The sequence below is a fragment of the Larkinella punicea genome (assembly GCF_003334855.1).
Lineage (GTDB): Bacteria > Bacteroidota > Bacteroidia > Cytophagales > Spirosomataceae > Larkinella > Larkinella punicea.
Genome location: NZ_QOWE01000002.1, coordinates 377,522 through 400,158, shown reverse-complemented (window position 1 = coordinate 400,158; position 22,637 = coordinate 377,522). Strand labels below are relative to the sequence as shown.

General features: G+C 50.9%; 13 protein-coding genes. 4 read left to right on the top strand and 9 right to left on the bottom strand.

All coding sequences use genetic code 11. From position 1 onward, the window contains the following. Positions 1 to 45 precede the first annotated feature (45 nt). Together DUE52_RS03455 and DUE52_RS03450 are read right to left on the bottom strand one after the other, a co-directional pair. Positions 46 to 879 (bottom strand): enoyl-ACP reductase FabI, encoded by an 834-nt coding sequence (locus DUE52_RS03455; RefSeq protein ID WP_114404553.1) that lies wholly within the window; start codon positions 877 to 879, stop codon positions 46 to 48. 110 nt (positions 880 to 989) lie between these two features. Beyond that, entirely contained in the window at positions 990 to 2,363 is a 1,374-nt protein-coding gene (locus tag DUE52_RS03450) for an RsmB/NOP family class I SAM-dependent RNA methyltransferase (RefSeq protein WP_114404552.1), read from the bottom strand. 287 nt (positions 2,364 to 2,650) lie between these two features. Here DUE52_RS03450 and DUE52_RS03445 point away from each other — a divergent pair, with 287 nt between their 5' ends. The 4 genes from DUE52_RS03445 to DUE52_RS03430 all read left to right on the top strand — a co-directional run bounded on the left by DUE52_RS03445 (position 2,651) and on the right by DUE52_RS03430 (position 12,809). After that, positions 2,651 to 5,857, top strand: coding sequence for a SusC/RagA family TonB-linked outer membrane protein (locus DUE52_RS03445; RefSeq protein ID WP_114404551.1), 3,207 nt, complete (start codon positions 2,651 to 2,653; stop codon positions 5,855 to 5,857). Positions 5,858 to 5,880: 23 nt separating this feature from the next. Further along, positions 5,881 to 7,332 (top strand): SusD/RagB family nutrient-binding outer membrane lipoprotein, encoded by a 1,452-nt coding sequence (locus tag DUE52_RS03440; protein WP_114404550.1) that lies wholly within the window; start codon positions 5,881 to 5,883, stop codon positions 7,330 to 7,332. 694 nt (positions 7,333 to 8,026) lie between these two features. Further along, on the top strand, positions 8,027 to 11,260 hold the full coding sequence (locus tag DUE52_RS03435; RefSeq protein WP_114404549.1) for a SusC/RagA family TonB-linked outer membrane protein: 3,234 nt from the start codon (positions 8,027 to 8,029) through the stop codon (positions 11,258 to 11,260). 22 nt (positions 11,261 to 11,282) lie between these two features. Beyond that, complete coding sequence (locus tag DUE52_RS03430; protein ID WP_114404548.1) at positions 11,283 to 12,809, top strand: SusD/RagB family nutrient-binding outer membrane lipoprotein; 1,527 nt, start codon at positions 11,283 to 11,285, stop codon at positions 12,807 to 12,809. A gap of 171 nt (positions 12,810 to 12,980) precedes the next feature. Here the strand turns inward: DUE52_RS03430 and lon are convergent, their stop codons facing one another. The 7 genes from lon to DUE52_RS03395 all read right to left on the bottom strand — a co-directional run bounded on the left by lon (position 12,981) and on the right by DUE52_RS03395 (position 22,572). Further along, the gene (lon, locus tag DUE52_RS03425; protein WP_114404547.1) at positions 12,981 to 15,503 is read right to left on the bottom strand and encodes an endopeptidase La; all 2,523 of its coding nucleotides are present in this window, start codon (positions 15,501 to 15,503) and stop codon (positions 12,981 to 12,983) included. A 209-nt stretch (positions 15,504 to 15,712) separates the two neighbouring features. After that, positions 15,713 to 16,159, bottom strand: coding sequence for a DUF6702 family protein (locus tag DUE52_RS03420; protein WP_310587774.1), 447 nt, complete (start codon positions 16,157 to 16,159; stop codon positions 15,713 to 15,715). 124 nt (positions 16,160 to 16,283) lie between these two features. Then, positions 16,284 to 17,621 (bottom strand): RIP metalloprotease RseP, encoded by a 1,338-nt coding sequence (gene rseP, locus DUE52_RS03415; protein ID WP_114404546.1) that lies wholly within the window; start codon positions 17,619 to 17,621, stop codon positions 16,284 to 16,286. A gap of 346 nt (positions 17,622 to 17,967) precedes the next feature. After that, positions 17,968 to 19,137: a 1-deoxy-D-xylulose-5-phosphate reductoisomerase gene (locus tag DUE52_RS03410; protein ID WP_114404545.1), complete on the bottom strand. Its 1,170-nt coding sequence runs from the start codon at positions 19,135 to 19,137 to the stop codon at positions 17,968 to 17,970. Next, positions 19,130 to 19,720, bottom strand: coding sequence for an HNH endonuclease family protein (locus DUE52_RS03405; protein ID WP_114404544.1), 591 nt, complete (start codon positions 19,718 to 19,720; stop codon positions 19,130 to 19,132). The genes DUE52_RS03410 and DUE52_RS03405 overlap by 8 nt, the downstream gene beginning before the upstream one ends. A gap of 5 nt (positions 19,721 to 19,725) precedes the next feature. Beyond that, positions 19,726 to 21,066: an AAA family ATPase gene (locus tag DUE52_RS03400; RefSeq protein ID WP_114404543.1), complete on the bottom strand. Its 1,341-nt coding sequence runs from the start codon at positions 21,064 to 21,066 to the stop codon at positions 19,726 to 19,728. 3 nt (positions 21,067 to 21,069) lie between these two features. Next, positions 21,070 to 22,572: a GH3 auxin-responsive promoter family protein gene (locus DUE52_RS03395; protein ID WP_114404542.1), complete on the bottom strand. Its 1,503-nt coding sequence runs from the start codon at positions 22,570 to 22,572 to the stop codon at positions 21,070 to 21,072. Between the last annotated feature and the right edge of the window lie 65 nt (positions 22,573 to 22,637).

Below are 22,637 nucleotides of genomic sequence, written 5' to 3'. Positions count from 1 at the left end.
GGCTCCCTTTCATCCTTTCCTCCCTTCTCCGGTATTCCTTCTTTTTTACTGTTGCTGTTGCTGATGCACCTGCGTCAGTTTCACGGCCATATCTTCAGAAATGCCGACGCTGGAGAAACCGCCGTCGTGCAGCAGATTTTGCATCGTAACCATGCGGGTCAGGTCGCTGAAGAGCGTGATGACGTAGTTGGCACAATCTTCGGCGGTGGCGTTGCCCAGCGGAGACATAATGCCGGCGTATTCGTAGAAAACGTCGAAACCACCTACGCCGGAACCGGCGGTTGTCATCGTCGGCGACTGAGAAACGGTATTGACGCGAACATTTTTCAGTTTACCGTAGCGGTAGCCGTAACCCCGGGCGATGGATTCGAGCACGGCTTTGGCATCCGCCATGTCGGTATAGAACGGGAACGTCCGTTGGGCAGCAATGTAGCTCAGGGCGACAAACGATCCCCACTCATTGATGGCGTCCAGTTTTTCGGCGGTCTGCATCATTTTATGAAACGACAGGGCCGAAACGTCGAGGCTTTTCTGATACCATTCGTAGTTCAGATCGCCGTACGGTTTGTTCTTGCGGATGTTGGGGCTCATGCCGATGGAGTGCAGCACGAAGTCGATTTTGCCGCCCAACACGTCCATTGATTTGGTATACAGGTTCTCAATATCCTCTAAAGACGTTGCGTCGGCGGAAATGATTTCGGCGTCGCATTGCTCCGCCAGTTGCTTGATCGCACCCATTCGCATGGCTATCGGTGCGTTGGAAAGCGTGAACGTTGCGCCTTCTTCTTTCGCTTTCAGTGCTACTTTCCAGGCAATGGATTTTTCATCCAATGCTCCGGTGATGATTCCTCGCTTGCCTTTCAATAATCCGTAAGCCATGAATTTGAGTTGCTTTGTTGGGTGATCGTGTCGATTCAGAAGGGGGCAAAGTAACTACTTTTTTTGCTGGAATGCCAACACCGGCGTTTGCCCCGGGCCGGGTTTGCGGATCAATATTCCTTGATATCCATGCGGATGCGCCATTCTTTCGGCAGGTAATTATTCACCCGGTTACCCACGCCTTTCAGCCAACCCAGGTTCAATCCGTTGTAGCGGGCCAGCAGCCAGCCCTTCACCGGTTCGTTCAAAACCAGGTTTTCCTTCTTGAAATACCGCAACGCATCCTCCTTTGATAATTCAATACCAGGCAGATTTTCGGCCAGAGCGTTACTCAAAGCCAGGGCGTGCGACGGAATGAAATCATCACCTTTGAACGTGCCCATTTCCAGGCCAAAACCTTTGTTGTGGAGGGCCGCATCCAGCACGCGGAGGTCGGCCGAGAGGGTTTCCGGGATCGCAAAAACGTCCTCATTCGGTTTCACATAAAAAGAAAATGCGTCGGAATTTTTCAGAAAAGTCTTTAAGATTTTCTCCTGCCAGTTGCGAACCGGTTTGAGCGACCGAAATGACCGGGGAACACCCATTTCGGGGCTGGACCGTTGTTTCTTTTTGAACACACTTAGGAAAAAACCTTCGCCGGTTACCCGGTGGGGATAACATTGGTAGCCGACGGTTTGGTCCAGCGTTTTTTCAGCAATTCCCCAGGATTCGGGCAAATCTAACGGAACGTTTTCAAAACCGTGTTTGCTCAGCCAGGCGGCATTCTGGCTATTTTCTTCGTCATTATAGGTACACGTACTATAAAGGAGCAATCCGTCGTCGCACAGCAGGGGCGTGGCGGCCGTCAGAATCCGCTGCTGGCGGGCGGCACAGAACACAACGCTGTCCGGCGACCATTCGAGCATGGCTTCCGGATCTTTCCGAAACAGTCCTTCGCCCGAGCAGGGGGCATCCACCAGCACGACATCGAAAAAACCGTTCAGGCTCTTGAAGTCTTCCGGATCGTGGTTGCTGATGACGACATTGGGATGCCCCCACTTTTCCATATTTTCTTTCAAAACCGGGATCCGGCTGCGAATGACTTCGTTACAGACCAGCAAACTGTCGGCGTTTAGCAGGGATGCGAGCAGGGTACTTTTGCCACCGGGCGCGGCACACAGATCCAGCACCCGCAGCGGGCGTTTCAACCGGGCCGTCTGGCGAAGGGCTTCTGCCACCAGCATCGACGATGCTTCCTGAACGTAAAACGCACCGGCCTGAAACAAAGGGTCGAGCGTAAAAACCGGCCGCTCCGGCAAGTAGAAGCCTTCGGAACACCACAAAACCGGTTCCAGATCGGCCGTTGGTAACGCCATTTTTTGGGGATTCACCCGGATGCTGATGGGGGGCGATTGTTGCAGAGACGCCAGAAAAGCCGCGTAATCGGCACCCAATTGCTGCGCCATTTGGTGCCGGAATTGGGCAGGTAAAGGAATGTCACTCATCGGACAAATATATAATTTTTCTGAGTTGTTTGCTTACAACAGAACGGCCATTGAATAGGAATTCAGGTTGGTGTAAAGGCAATGTTGCTAATATTAATTATTTGGTTGACAAACAGTTAACTTCTGATTAGTGTGTTTTTCTATGGGTATTCATTCATTTTGCAAAATATTTTGGCTTGGATTAGTGCCTTATGACTTGTTGACAAAACAAAATTTTGTAGTAATTTCACTTTACGAAATTAGTGATTAGCTAATTAGTGCATTGCTTCATTAACCTAACTAAGAACATGTTGAAACGTTTACTCATTGCCTCATTGTGCCTATTGGGCACGGTGGGCTTCTCCTTTGCGCAAACCCGTACGGTTTCGGGCAAAGTGACCTCCGCCGAAGACACTTCTCCACTTCCCGGCGTAAACATTGTCGTTAAAGGAACCTCCCGCGGAGCGACTTCCAATGCCAACGGCGAATACACCCTGAGCGTGCCTGACAATGCCGGAACGTTAACGTTTTCGTTCATTGGATTTAAAACGACGGACGTTTCCATCGGGAATCGCTCGACGGTCGATCTGGCGCTGGAACCCGACGCTTCAACACTCCAGGAAATTGTGGTGACGGCCCTCGGTATTTCGCGGGAAAAGAAAGCCCTCAATTACGCCGTTCAGGAACTGAAACAGGAAAAACTGAACATTGCCCGCGACCAGAATGTGGCCAACGCCCTGGCCGGTAAAATTGCGGGTGTGCAGGTGTTGGGCCAGTCGGCGGCTAAATTTGGCAGCCCCAGCATCCGGGTTCGGGGGGTCAACTCGCTGACGGGCGGTGATCCGCTGTATGTGGTAGACGGAACGCCCACCGATGTGAGCCAGGTCAACATGGACGATGTCGAAACGCTGTCGGTGCTGAAAGGCCCTTCCGCAACGGCTTTGTACGGAAACCGGGCTTCGGCCGGGGTTATCGTCATTACGACCAAACGCGCCAAAGCGGGCGAAACCCGGCTGGACATCAACCACAGCACCACCATCGATATGGTGGGTCTGCTGCCGAAATACCAGAACGAATACGGTGGCGGTTATTCGCAGGATTGGGCCACGTTTGAATATGACCCGGCGTTGCATCCGGCAGACTGGGCCTCGTTTAACGGACAGAAGATTCTGGATTATGCCGCTGATGAAAGCTGGGGTCCCCGCATCGACAATTCGCCCCACCGCTCGGCGGCATCCTGGCAACAGGGCCCCGGCTTCGGACAGTTGACGCCGTATTCGGCGAATCCCAACAACGTGCGCGATTTCTTCGCCAAACCGATCAGCAACAACACCAACATCGCCTTTTCGCGCGGAACGGAAGCGTTCCAAAGCCGGATTTCGTACACGCACATCATCAACAACGGGATTGTTCCGAACTCATCACAAACCCGCGATTTTGTCAGTGCCAAAAACACGATCAAATTTGGCAGCAAACTGTCGGCCAACCTGAATGTGAATTATACGGCGTTCAAAACGAACAACCTGCCGGCTGACCGCTACGGTTCTTCGGGCGGTACGACACCCTCAAACAGCCCGATCGGTATTTCGAACGCTACCCTGAACGGGTATAACCAGACGATCGGTTCGTTCAACCAGTGGTTTCAGCGCCAGCTTAGCATCGACGACCTCAAAAACTACAAGAATCCGGATGGCACGTTCCGGAGCTGGAACATTGGCAGCCCCACCGACCCGCGCCCGAAATACTGGGATAGCCCGTATACGCAGGTGTACGAAAATACGAACACCAACCGCAGCGACCGGCTGTTCGGAGACATTGGGTTAACGTACGAATTTACGCCTTTCCTGAAAGCCTCGGCCACCGTCCGGCGCGACCAGAACTACTTTACGCAGGAATCGCGCGTGGCACAGGGAACGCTGAACGCTGGTGGTTTGGGTGCCTACTCGACCCTGGGAGCCAGTGCCCGCGAAAACAACTACGAATTTCTGGCCAGTTACAACCAGGAATTTGCCAACCTGTCGGTGGTCGCCAATGCCGGGGGAAACATCCGCTACAACCGCATCGACGGTCAGTTCCAGGCCACGGTAGGGGGGCTTTCGGCACCAAATTTCTACAACATTGCCGCTTCCATCGACCGGCCTTTGTCGAACAACTACTTGTACGAACGGCAGGTCAACAGTGTGTTCGGAAACGTGAGCATCGGCTACAAAGATTTTGTTTTTGTAGAAGCTTCGATTCGGAACGACTGGTCGTCGACCCTGCCGAAAGCCAACAACTCGTATCTCTACCCGTCCGTGTCGGCCGGTTTGGTCTTCTCGGAGTTGCTTCCGCAGAACAGCATTCTGTCGTACGGTAAAATCCGGGCCGGTTATGCTCAGGTAGGTACGGACGTTGGGCCTTACCAGACGGCGTTGGCCTACAACTCCGGAACACCGTATTCGAGTAATGCAACCCTGTTTCTTCCATCGCTTTTGCCGAATTCCAACCTGCAACCGGGTCTGTCGTCTTCCTATGAAGGTGGTATTGACCTGCGTTTCCTGAATAACCGACTGGGTTTTGAATTTACGGCCTATCGCAACGACAACAAAAACCAGATTATTCCGGTGCCGGTTACGCCGACCAGCGGCTATACCAACGCCGTTATCAACGCCGGTCTGATTCAAACCAGCGGTCTGGAATTGCACATCAATGCGACGCCGGTTCGGTCGGCGTCCGGTTTTACCTGGGAGTTTGACATCAACCTGGACCGCAACCGCTCGAAGGTCGTTGAACTGCGGGAAGGTTTGACCAACTACCAGATCGACGGCCCCCAATGGCGGACGTTGACCCTCAACGCCCGCGAAGGCGAAGACTGGGGTCTGCTGGTAGGGCAGGGAATCAAGAAAGATGCGAACGGAAACCGTCTGGTCTACGGCAGTGGTGCCAATGCCGGTTTATACATCAAGGAAGAAAACGTGCCGCTGGGTTCCGTTTTGCCGAAGTTCAAAGGTGGATTCCTGAATACCTTCACGTATAAAGGGCTGTCGTTGCGGGTGAATGCCGACTTCATTGCCGGAGGTAAATTCTTCTCGACCACGAAAATGTTCAACAACTATTCGGGTCTGGGTGCCGAAACCGCCGGTCTGAACGAGTTGGGAGTGCCGAAACGCGATCCGGTAGCAAACAATGGCGGTATTTTACTGGAAGGTGTAACGGAAGATGGTCAGCCGAACACCACCCGGGTCGATGCCCAGAACCTGTATGAAAACTGGCTGTTTGCGCTGAATGAGTACTGGATTTACGATAAATCCTACATCAAACTGCGCGAAGTAGCTGTGGGGTACAATTTCCCGAAAAGCATGCTGGGTAAATTCATCAAATCGGCTAACATTTCGCTGATTGCCCGCAATCCGTTGCTGATATACAGCGCGATTGGTGGCGGCATCGATATTTCTGAATCAGAGACCCTGTGGTATGAAGGCGGTCAGTTGCCGCCCGTTCGCTCGTTCGGGATCAACCTGCGCCTGGGTCTTTAATCAACACTTCAAAAACAGACATCATGAAACTTTATAAGTCCATTCTTTTTGCCGGGTTGATGCTGACGACAGTCGCCTGCAGCGATTTCGAAGAAATGAACGTCAACCCCAACAGTCCGCTGTTGCCCAACACCGCCAGTTTATTTACGGGGGCCATTCGAACCGTCGGAACGATGAACAGCCAGGTGGGGCCGGCCGGGTTCAACATCACCCCGGCTCTGTACGTTCAGCAGTTTGGCGATGTAACCTACATCGAGGATTCCCGGTATAAGACCATCAACTTCAGCTACAACGGTTTGTATGCCGGGCCGCTGGTCAACCTGCAGGCCATTATCGATCAGAACACCAACGAGGCTACCCGCGCCAGTGTGGCGACGTATGGATCGAACAACAACCAGATTGCCATTGCGCGGATTCTGAAGGCGTATATTTATCAGTGGATGACCGATCGCTGGGGCGACATTCCGTATTCTCAGGCGTTGAAAGGCGATCAGAATTTCTCACCGGCTTTCGACAAGCAGCAGGATATTTACACCGATCTGTTTAAGGAATACAAGGAAGCCGCGGCCCAGTTTGACGCCGGGGCGGCTGTGAAGGGTGATATTTTGCTCAGTGGCAATGCTGCCCGCTGGAAAAAGTTTGCTGCCACCCAACGGATGCTGGCCGCGCTGCAATTGTCAAAAGTGGACCCCACGAAAGGCCGAACCGAATTTGCGGCAGCCGTAGCCGATGGCGTTCTGGCTTCGAATGCGGATAATGTCCGGTATACGTATCTGTCGGATGCCAACAACGAGAATCCGTTGTATACCAACTATGTCCGGAGCAACCGGAAAGACTTCGCGGTGAGCAACACGTTTGTGGATTATCTGAAGAAAGTGAGTGATCCGCGTCTGCCTTATCTGGCGGCTCCCAACCAGCGGGGTGAATACGTCGGGGTTCCGTATGCAGTTTTCCCGGCTACCGGCCCGGCGCAGAACTTCTCACTGGCGGCAACAACGGTTGCGGCACAAAATGCCCCGGCCAACATCGTGACCTACGCGGAGGTTTTGTTTGCGCAGGCCGAAGCCGCCAAATTGGGCTGGACTACAGGTAACGCCAAAACCCTCTACGAATCGGCGATTATGGCGTCGATGCAGCAGTGGATGGGAACCAACTTCACAGATGCAGCTTATAAGACGTACATCGCTCAGCCGGATGTGGCTTATACGGAGGCTAAAGGTATCGAGCAAATTGCGACCCAGCGCTGGATTGCTTTGTTCAACCAGGGAACATCGGCCTGGAACTCCTGGCGCCGGACGGGCTTCCCGGTGTTGAAACCGGCGGCTTCACCGCTCAACGGCGGCACGGCCATTCCGCGTCGTCTGGCCTATCCGGTCGCAACGGAAGGAACGCTGAATACGGCCAACTACAATGCCGTGATCGCCAGCCAGGGCGCCGACGATCCGTATACGCGCATCTGGTGGGACAAGCCCTAAGCAACGGATGTAAATCGGATTCGTGCCTTCTTAAAACCTCCTCTCTGCTACCGCAGGGAGGAGGTTTTTGTTTATAAAAGGAAACCGGGGCAACGCCTGGGGCGTGTAAAGATTAAAGCCGCATTAAATTTTACAATAATGCCATATAAAGGAACAAAATATGGGGATGTGGCGGCATCAGGGATAGTATATTTTGTATATTGGCCGTTATTATTCATTAACCTACGCTAAAAACATGAAGAAAAGTTTACTGCTTTACCCACTGTATCCCTCCGGGACGGTGGCCGAATCTCCTCCACAACAGAAATCCCGGCCGGAAAAAATGATTTCCGGAGAAGCGGGTTCGCTAGGTTCCGCTCCTGCCATCAGGTTATTCCACTCATCTTTTGCCAACGGTGCTGGTCAGCAGCGTAGGTAAAAATTACACCCCTTATCTCAGCGTATCGTACAGTACCGGTAGTTGCGTAAATCCTGAAACCCAGGTCGTCAGATGTAGGGATCTATTGTAGATCCGGTGCGATTCAGTACCCGATCCGTTCTGACTATACGGTTTTTGGATGTAGCAACAAGCGTTCGTGCTGCCCGCGTCCTGCGGGAGACTTTTCTAAAACAGGATGACGTAAACGGGCAGTGTTGACATTGTCACCGTGACCGTCTGTTTCGTTGAATTAACCAAACAAACTACAATTTCATTATGAAAAAACATTTACTCAGCAGCTTGCTGCTGTCATTTGTGTTCTGTTTGCCTTTGTGGGCGCAGGATCTTACCGTATCGGGCCGGATCACGGCTTCGGAAGATGGTTCTCCGCTTCCCGGTGTGAATGTGATTGTGAAAGGAACCACGAAAGGAACCACGAGCAGTGCCGACGGTACGTACCAGATCACGGTTGGAAAAGGAACGGTATTGCAATTCAGTTTCATCGGTTTTCTGAACCAAAGTGTTACAATAGACACGAAAACCAAGGTCGATGTTGCCATGAAGTCCGATGTTTCCCAGTTGCAGGAGATCGTGGTTACGGCCCAGGGTATTCGGAAAAACCAGCGGGAAATCGGGTATGCGTATTCCAATGTCACGACCGATGACGTAACCGTAGGCCGTTCGCCCCAATTGGCGCAGGCCCTTTCGGGAAAAGTAACCGGTTTGGCGGTTTATAACGTCAACAACAGCGTCGATCCGGCGGTGAAGGTAGTCTTGCGGGGCTATCGCTCTTTGACGGGGAACAACGAAGCCCTCGTGGTGCTGGACGGGATGCAAACCACCGCTACGGTATTGTCGATCATCAACCCGAATGATATCGAGAGCGTTTCGATCCTGAAAGGGGGCCAGGCGGCTACCCTGTACGGATCGGCCGGGATCAACGGGGCGCTGATCATCACCACCAAAAAAGGCGTGAAAGGCAAGCTGAAAGTGTCGTATTCAAACAGTACGAACTTTGAACAGATCAGCTTCCTGCCCCAGCTTCAGGATCAGTATGGCTCCGGGTCGCACTACTACCCTTCATTCGGGACGGCGGGTTACAGCAATGATTACCTGGTTCGGATGCAGGGCAACTGGCGCTCGTACGAAAACCAGCAGTACGGTGATCCGTTTGACGGGTCGATCCGGATGCAGGGCCGGACCACGGAGAGCGGAGGCCAGTATATGCTGCCTTACTCGGCCATTAAGAACGCCCGCCGGAAGGCCTTCGATACCGGCGTATCGATGAACAACCAGATCAATTTTCAGGGGGGCGACGAAACCAGTTCGTTCTATATGTCGATTGAAAACCAGAAGGTGAACGGGATTGTGCCCGGCGACAAAAGCGACCGGAGCGGGGCACGTCTGTCGGCTACGAAAGAATACGGCAAACTGACGGCGAGTTTCAATGCGGCTTTCACCCAGGCGATGTATAACCGGACCTCGGCGGACTTCTACAACGACATCCTCAATCAGCCCGCCAACCTGCCCTTGGAAGACCTGCGCGACTGGCGGACCAATCAGTTTGCAAACCCCAACGGCTTTTACAACGATTATTACAACAACCCGTATTTCAATGCCGACAACAACCGGATGAAGTACAAGGACGCCAACCTGAACGGAAACGTGAGTCTGGTTTTCAAACCGACGCCCTGGTTGATGTTCACCGAGCGAATGGGCGTGATGAACAACTCCCGGACGGGTAAAAACACCACCGGTAAGTTCCTGTATTCGGACTGGGCCAAAACCAAATCATTCATTCCGGCTCCCTTCTTCCGGGATGGCGACGGTACGGGCATCTACCGGGCCATTACCGACAACCTGGGCTCGGTGCTGGATTATTCAGGGACGGAGAACGTCGTGAACAACGAATTCCTGATTCAATTGTCGAAAGACTTTGGGCCGCTCTCCAACAGGTTGATTCTCGGAAACAGCGTTTACCAACGCACGACCAAAGCCATTGGCGTTGGGTCTACTTCCATTGTCGTACCCGATGTGTATAACGTAGCCAACCGGCAGGGTGAGTTGCAGGGTGGTGAAATCAGCACGCAGGAACGCCGGTTTGGCTACTACGCCGATTTGACCATGAACTACAAAAACTGGCTGATCCTGAACGGTACATTCCGTTTCGATGCGACCTCCCGGTTCTACAAACCCGACCGTCCGGCCAACACCTGGTCATATCCCTACTACGGTGCCGCGCTTTCGTTTATTGCAACCGATGCGTTTCCCTCGCTCAAGAGCAATATCCTGAACTACGCCAAGCTTCGGGTGAATGCCAACAAAAACGCCAACGATAACATCCCGCTCTATGGCCTGGATCTGGCCTATACGAACGGGGCTAACTTCCCCTACGGCAACACGGTTGGTCTGTCGGTGGGTAACATTCTGCCGGATGCCAACTTAAAACCGGAAATCGTTTATTCGGCGGAAATCGGTGGTGAGTTCCAGTTGTTCAACAACCGCATCAACCTGGACGTGTCGGCCTATACGCAAACTTCCGAAGGCCAGGTTATTACCGTTAAAGTGCCGAACTCGACCGGTTTCAACAACCTGTTGATCAACGTGGGCGAAACCAAAAACTGGGGGTATGAGGCTGAACTGAAATACCTGATTGCCCGGGGCGGTAAATTCTCCTGGGATGCCAGCCTGCGCTACTCCTACAACGATAACAAAGTGGTTGACCTCTATCCGGGCATCAACGAGTTCCAGTATGGCGGTTTTGCGTATGCCAACACAAACGTGATCAAGGATTCCCGTTTCCCGATCCTGAAAACCGATGGATATCAGTATGCGCCGGATGGTTCAGGCCGTGTGCTGGTCAACTCGACCACGGGTTATCCGTTGCGTCAAACGACGCTGTCACCGCGCGGTGGTGTATTGCCCCGTCACATTGCCGGTCTGGGTTCGAAAATTGAGTACGGTGATTTTGGCTTTACCTTTAACTTCGAATACCGGGGCGGCAACGTGATGTTCAGCGATTTGGGCCGTCAGATGACCTTCACCGGAACCGGCAAATGGACTGAAAACCGCACTCCGCACATTTACCCCAATTCGGCTTATCTGGACACGGACGGCAAAACCGTCATTCCGAATACGACGGTTAACGTCCGTGAGCCGGAGTACGCCCTGTGGGTCGATAATTACCGGTTGATCTCCGAAAACTTCGTTACACCCGCCTGGTTCATCAAACTCCGGGATGTCAATCTGGCGTATCGTTTGCCACAAAACCTGCTGGCTAAAACGAAGTTTATTTCGGGAGCCAGCATTTCCATCTACGGACGGAACCTGTTCACCATTGTGGATAAGCTTAATTACTACACGGATCCCGAGTTCAGCTACCAGGGCAATCCGCTGCCAGGTTCTACGGCAACGCCAACGACCACCTCAGCACTTGGGATCGGGATCAATACGACTGGCCAGACACCACCTGTTCGTCAATATGGTGTCAATCTTAATATTACATTTTAGTACTCACTGAAATTGTCTTGACATGAAATTAAAATCATTTTTCATATTCGCCTTCGTGGCACTGGTGGGTAGTGCGTGTAAAGAATCGTTTCTGGACATCAATACCAACCCGAACGTATTGCCGACGGCGTCGCCGAGTTTTGTATTTACGAATGCGGTCAATACGTCGGCAACCAACATTCTGGGCCCCAATGAAATTGGAACCTATTGGGCCGGGCAGTGGACGCAGGGAAACGGGTATATCCTTAATACTGCCCAGTTTGCCTACATCTTTACCAATGGTGATTTCAACTATTGGGATGGTTATTACGATAACCTGGAAGATTACCAGTTTGTGATCAACACGGCCGATGCCAACAACCAGAAGTACCTGAAAGGGCCGGCAAAGGTGATGAAAGCCATGCTGTTTCAACAGTTGGTCGATATGTACGGCAGCGTACCGTATACGGAAGCGTTGAAAGGCGGGGAAATCCTGGCTCCCAAATTCGACGATCAAAAAGTGGTTTACGAATCGTTGATTACGCTGTTGGACGAGGCTATTGTTGACTTAAAGGCGAACCCTTTTGCCAGTGCTTTTACCGGCTCGGATCTGATTTTCAGAGGGAATGTTACCAAGTGGGTTCAGTTTGCCAATTCGCTCAAGATGCGGATTCTGATTCGCCAGTCTAAAGTGGCGGGAAAAGAAACCTACATCAAAACGGAAATCAACAAGATTGTAACGGAAGGCTCGGGCTTTATTACCGGCGAAGAAGTGGGCGTTGGGGGTACATTTTTCTATCTGGCTACGGCTGGTAAGTTGAATCCGATCTATGACCGCTGGGGCTATGACGCCAACGGGGCGAAACGGGCGCTGAATAACTATCCGCGTTTAACAAAGTTTTTGATCGACGGTCTTAAAGCCTCGGGTGATACGTTGCGGATGAAGCGGATTGCCTACGCCAATGGCGGTGAAAATGGCAGTAATCCGGGGGTGAGTACGTTGAAGGAAGTGTCTGCCAACTACTCGGGTACCCCGTTTGGGGTCAGTTCAGGCTATTTGCCGGCCAACACAACCTCGCTGGGGCCAAGCCTGATTGTGAAAGGGGACTTCAACCGGCCGTATATTCTGATGACGGCGTCGGAAGTGCAATTCCTGCTGGCCGAAGCCAAGCAACGGTTTTCGGATGTAACGCTGCCGCTGACTGCCAAGGCCTATTTTGAAGCGGGTATTACCCAGTCGTTCCGCGTGCTGGGTGCGAATGTCGCCGGTGCAGAAGCTTTCAAGGGAAGCAAGATCGAAAACTATGATTGGGATGCATCGACGAACAAGCTGACGGCCATCGCAACGCAGAAATGGATTGCCCTGACGAACTTCAGCGGTCTGGAAGCCTGGACGGAATACCGCCGTACCAACCTGCCGGTTATTCCACAGAGTGTGCAGGTGACGGATGCAAAACGGCCGCTCCGCTTTTTTTATCCAAATACGGAAGCGGGTTCCAACAGTGCCAATGTAGAAGCGCAGGGAAAAATCGATGTCTTTGCTACCAAGCTGTTCTGGGATGTCGATTAGATGAATTTTACCAGTTAGGTTATTGGAAGGAGGTCATCGTATCGATGACCTCTCTTTTTTAAGAATTACAAATGCAAAATGATGAATGCTCAATGTAAAAGTAGAGTGCGCTAGCCTCTTCACTTTTACATTGAGCATTCATCATTTTGCATTTGTAATTAACTTAAAAGATCACAAAACCGTTACGGTTGCTGGAACGGCGGGTTCGCTTTCTTTCTCTTTATCCTTCGGGAAAACAAACTTCATCGGTTTGGAAACCTGTTGGGGCAAAAGGGCCGTTTCCAGCACCTGATCGACCGTATCGACGTAGTGAATGGTCAGGTCCTTGATGTAATTCTGGTTAATTTCCTCCACATCCTTCCGGTTTTTGGAACAAAGCAGAATTTCGCGAACACCCGCCCGGTTTGCCGCCAGAATTTTCTCTTTGATACCGCCCACCGGTAATACTTTTCCGCGCAACGTGATTTCACCTGTCATCGCCAGGTAAGGCCGCACTTTCCGTTGGGTATAAATCGATGCCATCGACGTTAGCATCGTAATCCCCGCCGAAGGGCCATCTTTAGGAACCGCGCCAGCCGGCACGTGAACGTGCAGATCGTAGTGGTTGAAAACGTTGTAATCGAGACCGATCTCGTCGGAATGGGCTTTCAGATACGATAAGGCCGTTACCGCCGATTCCTTCATGACATCGCCCAACTGGCCCGAAAGCGTCAGGTTGCCTTTGCCACGGCTCAGGCTCGATTCGATGAACAGGATTTCACCGCCGACCTGCGTCCAGGCGAGGCCTGTCACAATACCGGCAATATCGTCGTCGGAATACAGATCGCGGTCGAAGATTTCGGCCCCCAGCATTTTCAGCACATCCGCCGGTTTGATGGTTTTCGGATACTCTTCTTCCAGGGCAATCGATTTGGCGATTTTGCGAACCAGCGCACCGATTTTCTGCTCCAGATTCCGAACGCCCGACTCACGGGTGTAACTTTCGATAATCCGCTGAATGGCTTTGTCGTCCACCATCAGATCTTTCGGCTTCAAACCGTGTTCTTTCCGTTGCTTCGGAATCAGGTATTTCTTGGCAATCTGGATTTTCTCTTCCACCGTATACCCCGTCAGTTCGATGATTTCCATCCGGTCGCGCAGGGCCGGATGAATGGTGTCGAGGGAGTTGGCGGTGGCAATGAACAGCACCTTCGACAAATCGTATTCAACTTCGAGGTAGTTGTCGATAAACGTCGAGTTCTGCTCCGGATCGAGCACTTCGAGCAGGGCCGACGACGGATCACCCCGGAAATCGGAGCTTACTTTGTCGATTTCGTCCAGAATAAAAACCGGGTTCGACGAATCGGATTTCTTGATATTCTGAATGATTTTGCCCGGCATCGCGCCGATATACGTTTTCCGGTGCCCCCGGATTTCGGCTTCGTCGTGAACGCCACCCAGGGCCATCCGGATGTATTTCCGGCCCAGAGCTTTGGCAACCGACCGACCGAGTGAGGTTTTTCCGACACCTGGAGGGCCGTATAAACACAAGATCGGGGCTTTCATGCCTTCGGAGGCCCGGTCGTTTTTCAATTTCAAAACCGCCAGGTATTCAATCATCCGTTCCTTCACTTTCTCCAGCCCGAAGTGGTCGCTGTCCAGGACTTTCTGCGCCCGGCGGAGATCGAAATTGTCTTTTGAATACTCGTTCCAGGGCAGATCGACCATCAACTCGATGTAATTCATCGTCACCGGATACTCGGGTGCCATCGGGTTGATCCGTTGCAGTTTGTTCAGTTCCTTGTCAAAATGGGCCTGAACCGCCGGGGTCCACTTTTTACGGGCCGCCCGCATCCGGACTTCTTCCAGGTCGCGGTCGGGGCTGTCCATGCCGAGTTCGTCCTGCAACACCTTGATCTGTTGACGCAAGAAATAGTCGCGCTGCTGTTGGTCGATGTCCGAGCTGGCCTTGGTCTGAATTTCGCGTTTCAACTCCAGCAACTGAATTTGTCGCAGCATGAATTCGAGCAGAAGCGTCGCCTGTTGAGCACCTTCGGTCGTTTCCAGTAATTTTTGTTTATCGGCAACTTCCCCTTCGATGTTCGACGACAGAAAATGCATCAGAAACATCGGGCTTTCGATGTTATCGAGGGCAATCCGGGCTTCCTGCGGAATTTCCGGATTCAGACGCAGAATTTTATAGGCTGATTCTTTCAGTGATTGAATCAGGGCTTTTGATTCTTTGCGGTTCGGGCTCGGGAAATGGTCGTCGATCTGGCGGACGTTGGCCGTCAGATACGGTTCTTCCTGGAGGTAATTGACAATTTCAAACCGCTTTTTACCCTGAATGATGATGGTGATGTTGCCATCGGGCAGCGTAATCATTTTGATGATGTACGCGACCGTTCCCAGGCGGTAGAGGTCGTCGGCTGTCGGCTCGTCTTTTTGCTGATTCGACTGCGCTACGACGCCAATAATGCGGTTTCCCTTGTAAGCCTTCTTTACTAATTTGATCGATTTCTGCCGTCCCACCGTCACCGGGATAACCATGCCCGGAAAGAGTACCGTGTTCCGCACGGGCAGGATCGACAGGTCGCTGGGGACAATATAGTCGTCGTCGGCATCATCGGCTGATCCCAACGGAACAATTTCGAGATTGTCCAGATCCGATTCAGCTAACCACAATTGGGTATCGTATTTACTGTTTACACTCATAATTAGGTGCCTGCCAAACTGACAGTCTTAACGTATCATACAGGCTTAATAGGTATTGAGAAACAAAGATTGATAACTAGCGCAAGGGGTATGCCAAAGATTTTGTGTGAAAAAACAGGCAGAATTGTCTGTATCGATACAAGTAACAAAAAAGGAAATGAAACTCAAAGCATACGCAGAATCAATACATTTCCTCGGGGTAAGTACGTCTACCAGGTGAGTACCTGCTGCGTATTGCTTTTTCGGAACAGGACGGTTTTTTTCTCGGTCAGATAGCTTACATTCACCAGATTCATCTGGTCATCGAACAAATCCGTCAGCATGGATTGCTGGAGCAAACTGCCCTGAACCGGTTCATTATACGGTATTTCGATGTAAATCCAGGTGGCATCCACTTCCTGTTCCTTGCCCAGAAACCGATACGGTTTGCGTTGGCGGCTGGCGCTGGTCAGGCCGAAGTGCTTCCGGACGTAGCGTTCCACCAGGGGGCTGTTGGCGTCTTTATCACTGAGCCGCACACGCTGGTTGTTGTTCTCTTTCGTCAGGGCCTCTTCCAGATCGTCGGTGAACACCCGCAGACTCACTTCAAACGTTTTCTCAGCCGCATTGTACTGCATTTGCGTAATGCTGGTATGAACCGGATGGCTTCCCGTCAGACAAAAAAGTGCTAGAAGGCAAAACGTTATTTCGCGGAGTTGAGCGGAGCAAACAAGAGTTAAGCGAAGAAAAACTCTGCTTAACTCTGTTTTCCTCCGCTTAACTCCGCGAAATAACTCTTCCTTAAAAAACCGCTTTGAATACATCATTGAAGATTGCAAACGCCATCAAACTCAGCAGAATCACCATGCCAACCCGTTGGGCTCCTTCCAGAAACCGGTCCGACGGTTTCCGTCCCGACACCATTTCGTAGAGCAACAGCGTCGAGTGACCGCCGTCGAGGGCCGGAATCGGCAGAATGTTGAAGAAAGCGAGTGCCATGGACAGCAGACCCGTTACGAACCAGAAACGCTCCCACATCCAGACACCACCAAAAAGATTTTGGGCAATGCCAATCGGGCCGCTCAAGGCTTTGGAAGCGGACACATCGCCCCGGAAAATCTTACCGAAACCTTTGATGTTGTCGTAAACCACGCCGAAAGCCTGTTCCGTTCCTTTCACCAGCGCCTGGCCAAACGTGTAGTCGATATGGGTCTTTTTCAGCAGCGTTTCGGCACCAAAACCGATCTGACCTTTGTCGGTCACGGTTGTTTTGAGCGAAACCGGCTGGGGGACATTCGGGCGTTGTACGGTCAACGTAATCGGTTTGTTGACGTTCGCCTTGACAATGTCCTGAAACTCGTGGTAAAACCGCGTAGGCTGACCATTGACGGCCGTGATGACGTCGCCTTTTTTCAGACCTGACTTTTCGGCGGGCATTCCCGGCACCAGTTCACCGACCCGAAAGGGCTGAATGGCTTCAACAAACATCCCGGCATTCTTCTTGTCGGATAACTTGTTGATAAAGTCGTTGGGAATGTCGATGGTCACTTCCTCCACTTTCCCGTCGGCGCCTGTGCGTTCAACAATGTAGTAGCTGTCGGATCCCAGAAAGACCTCCGAACTCCGGATGTCGCTGAAATCTTCGAAAGGTTTTCCGTTGATGCGAACGATCTTATCACCGGTTTTCAGGCCGATTTCTTTGCCCAATTCGTAGGCGACAATACCGTATTTGGCATCGCGGGCCGAAAGATACGTTTCGCCGTTTTTGTAGGTGAGGGCAACAAAGATGACAATCCCAGTGATGACGTTGATGATGATGCCGCCCAACATAACGATCAGCCGCTGCCAGGCGGGTTTGGAGCGGAATTCCCAGGGTTGCGGTTCCTGCTGCATCGCTTTGGTATCGAGCGATTCGTCGATCATCCCGGTGATTTTGACAAAACCGCCGAGGGGGATGGCACCGAGACCATACTCCGTTCCTCCGCGCTTGATGCTCCAGACTTTCGGCGGGAAACCGATGAAATACTGCTCCACGCGCATCCCAAACGCCTTGGCGGCCAGCAGGTGTCCCAATTCGTGCAAACCCACTAATATTGACAGGCCCAAAATGAGCTGTCCTGCCATGATTACTATTTCCATTCGTTCAAACTTTGATTATTGCAGCGAACCGCCTGCTTGTTAATTGATTATGTTTTATTCTGTTGTTGCTTCCTTTTTCTGGATTTCAGGAGGTAGGTAATGCCATAAATGACTGAACAGACGATAAGGGCCTCGATAAACCCACTCCAGAAGGCCTGATTAAACAGAAGCATACTCTCCTTATTTTACGGCCGGCCTTTGTTTTTTCTTCGAAATACCTTGAGCAGAACGAAGCCAATTACCAACCCAATGATAAACCAAACCCAAAAATCCATACGTAGATAACGTTGAGTGGTTAAAAAACTTCCGAAAAACCACGAATTAATTCGCTTTTATCGGGAAACAATTAAACGAAACTTTTAATTCGGGCGGTGGCAATGCGCCGGGTTTCTTCATCCGTCCAAACGTAGTCTTCGTACGTTGGCCGGGCCACGTAAGCCACTTTCTGCATCCCTTCTTCGATGATTTCGGAGATTTCCAGAAACCCGATTTCGTCGTGCAAAAAAGCTTCCACCGCTACCTCATTGGCCGCGTTGACGATGCAGGGAACGTTGCCACCCCGCCCGAGCGCGTCAAAAGCGAGTTGCAAGTTACGAAATGTTTCAAGATCAGCCTGTTCGAATGTGAGGGACGGATACTGGAGGAAGTCGAAGCGCGGAAAATCGGAGGGCAGCCGGTAGGGATACGCCAGCGCACACTGAATCGGCAGTCGCATGTCGGGCAAACCCATCTGCGCCTTGATGCTGCCATCCTGAAACTGCACCATCGAATGAATGATGCTCTGGGGGTGAACCACCACCTCGATTTGCGACGGTTCCAGCCCAAACAGCCACCGGGCTTCGATGACCTCCAGCCCCTTGTTCATGAGCGTGGCCGAGTCGATGGTAATTTTTGCACCCATCGTCCAGTTCGGGTGTTTCAGGGCCTGGGCTTTGGTAACGGTTTTCAGAAATTCCCGCGTTTTTCCCCGGAACGGCCCGCCCGAAGCGGTCAGAATAATCTTCTCGATCGGATTGTGCAGTTCACCGGCCAGGCACTGAAAAATGGCCGAATGCTCCGAATCGACGGGGAGAATGTTGACGCCTTTTTCCTGCGCGAGTTTGGTAATCAATTCGCCGGCTACTACGAGGGTCTCCTTGTTGGCCAGCGCGATGTGCTTCCCGGCTTCGATGGCCTTGATGGTGGGCAGCAAACCCGCGTAGCCGACCATGGCCGTCAGCACGATGTCGATGCGTTCCATCTGCACCACCGACGAAACCGCTGCCGCTCCGGCGTACACCTTGATGCCCAGCGGATCGAGGGCCGAAAACACCTGGTCGTAGCGGTTTTCGTTGCAAATTACTACCACGTTAGGGCGCACCAGTGCGGCCTGTTCGATCAGCAGTTCGGCATTGTTGTTGGCCACGAGCACTTCGACTTCGAACGCATCGGGATGGGCGCGAATCACGTCGATCGTTTGCGTTCCGATGGAGCCAGTGGAGCCCAGAATGGCGATATGGCGTTTGGGGTTAGTCATATTTTTCAAGCAGATCAAAGTTAACCTTTACCTGCAATTCTTCTTGGAGGGCGCGGATAAAGTAAACACCTTCGGGATAACTCATTAGCAGATCATCTAAAAACTGCTGGCTGGATTTGTTAGCATCCTTAATCTCCTGCTTTTTTAGTCTCACATAACGTTTGCGTTGATCCGCCAGCCTTGCATTATCCAAATCTAATAGCTTTATAAGATTAATAGCTTCAATATCGTTTGGATTAGCTGGTTCATAGTCTCCATTGTTATATACTATTCGACTTTCTAGGTCTTCCGCTGTTGGATGAAGTATAGGCTGGTCGTCAGACCACTTTTTAGCTTTTCTGGTATTCCAAAGCCCTTTAACTAAAAACCAGTTGTTGTAATTGTCTTCGGCATTGCCTTTGAGCAGAGGATTGAAGTGTTCGATATGGGCGTCGTCGGAGGGGCCAAGATACGTTTCTGTGTATGCACAGATGCAATGTTGCTCATCAGCCAACAATTGTCTCAACTCATCATTATTGCCTTCTTTGTAGGTCAACTTGCGTTCAATTATTTTCGACTCAGTCGACTTTAATACTTGTCGCATGAGGGTCAAAATTTGTATAAATCTCCCAATTGGGCACGTTCAACAATCAATTCATCTTTTCGCTTAGGATCTTTCTCATTCCTAATCTCAACGCCCAGATTTCGATAGCGCTCATAGGCTTCTAAACCTTTTGGTAACATCAGTTCTTCTAATCCAAAATCTTCACTAAGAATATCATTCGGATCGTCGCCCTCCGGTGCGACACCGTTATGAAATTTCACTTCTCCATTTTCGTCGAAATAAAGAATAAACCGTTCGCAAGGTTCGAAAGCGGAGGCTATGATTGGTGAATGGGTGGCAAAGAAGAATTGGGCAGTTGGGGCTAAAGAAGTATAGTGTCCAATTAGCTCACGTTGAATATCGGGAAAAAGAGAGCGTTCAGGTTCATCGAAAAGGATAACTGAATTATCTGTATTGAATTTAAAAATAGAAATAGCTGTCGATAGTAGTTGACGAGTTCCGGTACTTAATTTTGAACTGTCAATTTTAATGCCTCGCTTTGTTCTTATGGCAATAGGGGTATTTGAAACTGTAACATCTGTATCTACTTCCAAAAACAGTTTATCCAAGATAGGATTTAGGCATTTTTCGGCTAATTCAGTTTTAGGGCTTTTTGTAGTGGATTTCCATTTAATTAGTTCCTCAATCTTTTTTGTTTCCGATGAGCCGTTGCCACTATAAATGATTTTGAGAGCTAACTCTTTTGCTTGGTCATCATAGTCATTAATATCTTTTAAAAGATACTGCCATATATTAAGCGATTGTAAATCACCCAAGTTGATTATTTGACTCTGAGCGATATCATCAATTAATTGCTCTTTTTCTAATTTTTCTTTGTCAATTTGGCTCTCTGTTTTTATAAAATCTGAAAATGTTTTTGGTGTAGACGTTTGATCTAGCAAGAATGCATTCGCTTCTCGGGCAACATTATCTTTTATGTAAATACATAATTTGTCAATAGATTCAGCTCTCTCAATTATTTCACTATACCGGTTAGCAAAATCCGGCTTAACTAGTTCATAGATGTTAACTGTATTGTCTAAAGGTATCCTTACATTAACTGTTTCATAATTTTCAATTGTATCACTCAGTTGTTTTGTATAACTAAAATCTACCTGATCTAAATACTGTACTACTCCACGAGGATAGAAAGGATAACCAATAATCAATCTGAAAAAATCGGCAATAACATTCAGCAACGTCGTCTTTCCTGTTCCACTCTGCCCAATAAAACACACCTTATCCAGCGGCTGTCCTGCTTTCGCATGACCTTCCGGATACGTAAAATCAAACTTAATATTCTTGAACTGACGATATTCCCCTATTTCAAGCCCGGTTATTTTCATAATCTATACCGTTTGCATCGTCTCTAACAACCCTTCCCCGATCACCCGATCGTTCGACAACCGCGGCACTTTGTTCTGGCCGCCGAGCTTGCCCTGCGCCTTCATGTAGTTGCGGAACGTTTCGCGGGGCAAAACCGTCAGCTTCAGCGGACGCAGGATGCTCCCCGAAATCAGGTCTTTGTAATACACGTTCAATTCGGTCAACCGGCGGTCGAGGTCGCGGACGAAGGCTTCGGCATCGTGCGGTGGCGTCGCAAATTCAACAAACCACTCGTGATAAGGCAGTCCTTCGCGGGGCGAAACCATCGGGGCCACGGTGAATTCGACCACTTCCGTTTCGGGGTGTTGCTCCATCGCGTAGTACAAGGCTTTTTCAACTTCCTCGCCGATGACGTGTTCGCCAAAGGCCGAGATAAAGTGCTTGATGCGCCCCGTCACCAGCAGCCGATACGGATCGTTCGAAACAAACTTAACGGTATCGCCCAGCGAATAGCCCCACAAACCGGCGTTGTTGTGAATGACCACGGCGTAATTCTTGCCCAGTTCGACCTGCTCGATGGTCAGTCGGCGCGGGTTTTTGGAAAAATAGTCTTCGGCGGGAATGAATTCGAAGAAAATACCGCTGTTCAGCATCATCAGCAGGCCTTCTTCCGTCTGCGTATCCTGATAGGCAATGAAGCCCTCCGAAGCCGGGTAGGTTTCGATGCTGTCGATTTTCTTCCCAATGGATTCGTACAATTTCGCCCGGTAGGGTTCAAAGTTGACACCGCCGTAGACAAACAGCGAAAAGTCAGGAAAAACGTCTTTGATCTTCTTGCCGGTTCGCGCCTGAATCCGGTCGAAATACATCTGCACCCAGGGCGGAATGCCCGAAATCAGCGACATCGGCTGCGTCAGCGTTTCGTCGATGATCTTTTCCAGCTTGGTCTCCCAGTCCTCGATGGTGTTGGTTTCGTACGACGGCAATTGGTTGGTGCGCAGGTAGGCCGGAACGTGGTGGTTCGAAATACCGGAAAGCCGCCCGATGTTGATGCCGTTTTTGACGACCAATTCGGGGCTACCCGACAGAAAAATTAGCTTCTTATCCAGAAAAGCCGACTTTCCGGTTTCGTGGATGTAGTTCAGCAGGGCGTCGCGGGCCGAGTTGATGTGGTTGGGAATCGACTCTCTGGTAATCGGAATATACTTCGTGCCGGAGGTGGTTCCGGAGGTTTTGGCCATATAAACCGGCTTTCCTTTCCACAACACATCCGACTCACCGGCCAGAATCCGCTCGATATACGGTTTGAGGTCTTCGTAGTCGCGGATGGGAACGGCCTGCCGAAATTCGGGGTAGGAGTTAATGTCTTTAAACCGGTGATCGCGGCCAAAAGCGGTATTTTTGGCCCCCTCGAGCAGGGCCTGAAACCACCGTTGCTGCGTCTCGCCCGGCCGGTGCATCCACTCCTGTTGCCGCTGTACGACAAACTGCGCCAGTGGCTTGCTCAATACTGATCGGATTCCCATAGCCCCGCAAAGGTAACAGTTTTACGCTAATGTATCCCGGCGGAATGATATTCTGAACCACCCCG

What these genes read in the sequence shown, in the direction of transcription:
- DUE52_RS03440 (WP_114404550.1), top strand. Translation starts at nt 5,881, where the DNA reads ATGAAACTTTATAAGTCCATTCTTTTTGCCGGGTTGATGCTGACGACA.
- DUE52_RS03410 (WP_114404545.1), bottom strand. Translation starts at nt 19,137, where the DNA reads ATGACTAACCCCAAACGCCATATCGCCATTCTGGGCTCCACTGGCTCC.
- DUE52_RS03395 (WP_114404542.1), bottom strand. Translation starts at nt 22,572, where the DNA reads ATGGGAATCCGATCAGTATTGAGCAAGCCACTGGCGCAGTTTGTCGTA.
- DUE52_RS03405 (WP_114404544.1), bottom strand. Translation starts at nt 19,720, where the DNA reads ATGCGACAAGTATTAAAGTCGACTGAGTCGAAAATAATTGAACGCAAG.
- DUE52_RS03455 (WP_114404553.1), bottom strand. Translation starts at nt 879, where the DNA reads ATGGCTTACGGATTATTGAAAGGCAAGCGAGGAATCATCACCGGAGCA.
- DUE52_RS03400 (WP_114404543.1), bottom strand. Translation starts at nt 21,066, where the DNA reads ATGAAAATAACCGGGCTTGAAATAGGGGAATATCGTCAGTTCAAGAAT.
- rseP (WP_114404546.1), bottom strand. Translation starts at nt 17,621, where the DNA reads ATGGAAATAGTAATCATGGCAGGACAGCTCATTTTGGGCCTGTCAATA.
- lon (WP_114404547.1), bottom strand. Translation starts at nt 15,503, where the DNA reads ATGAGTGTAAACAGTAAATACGATACCCAATTGTGGTTAGCTGAATCG.
- DUE52_RS03450 (WP_114404552.1), bottom strand. Translation starts at nt 2,363, where the DNA reads ATGAGTGACATTCCTTTACCTGCCCAATTCCGGCACCAAATGGCGCAG.
- DUE52_RS03435 (WP_114404549.1), top strand. Translation starts at nt 8,027, where the DNA reads ATGAAAAAACATTTACTCAGCAGCTTGCTGCTGTCATTTGTGTTCTGT.
- DUE52_RS03430 (WP_114404548.1), top strand. Translation starts at nt 11,283, where the DNA reads ATGAAATTAAAATCATTTTTCATATTCGCCTTCGTGGCACTGGTGGGT.
- DUE52_RS03445 (WP_114404551.1), top strand. Translation starts at nt 2,651, where the DNA reads ATGTTGAAACGTTTACTCATTGCCTCATTGTGCCTATTGGGCACGGTG.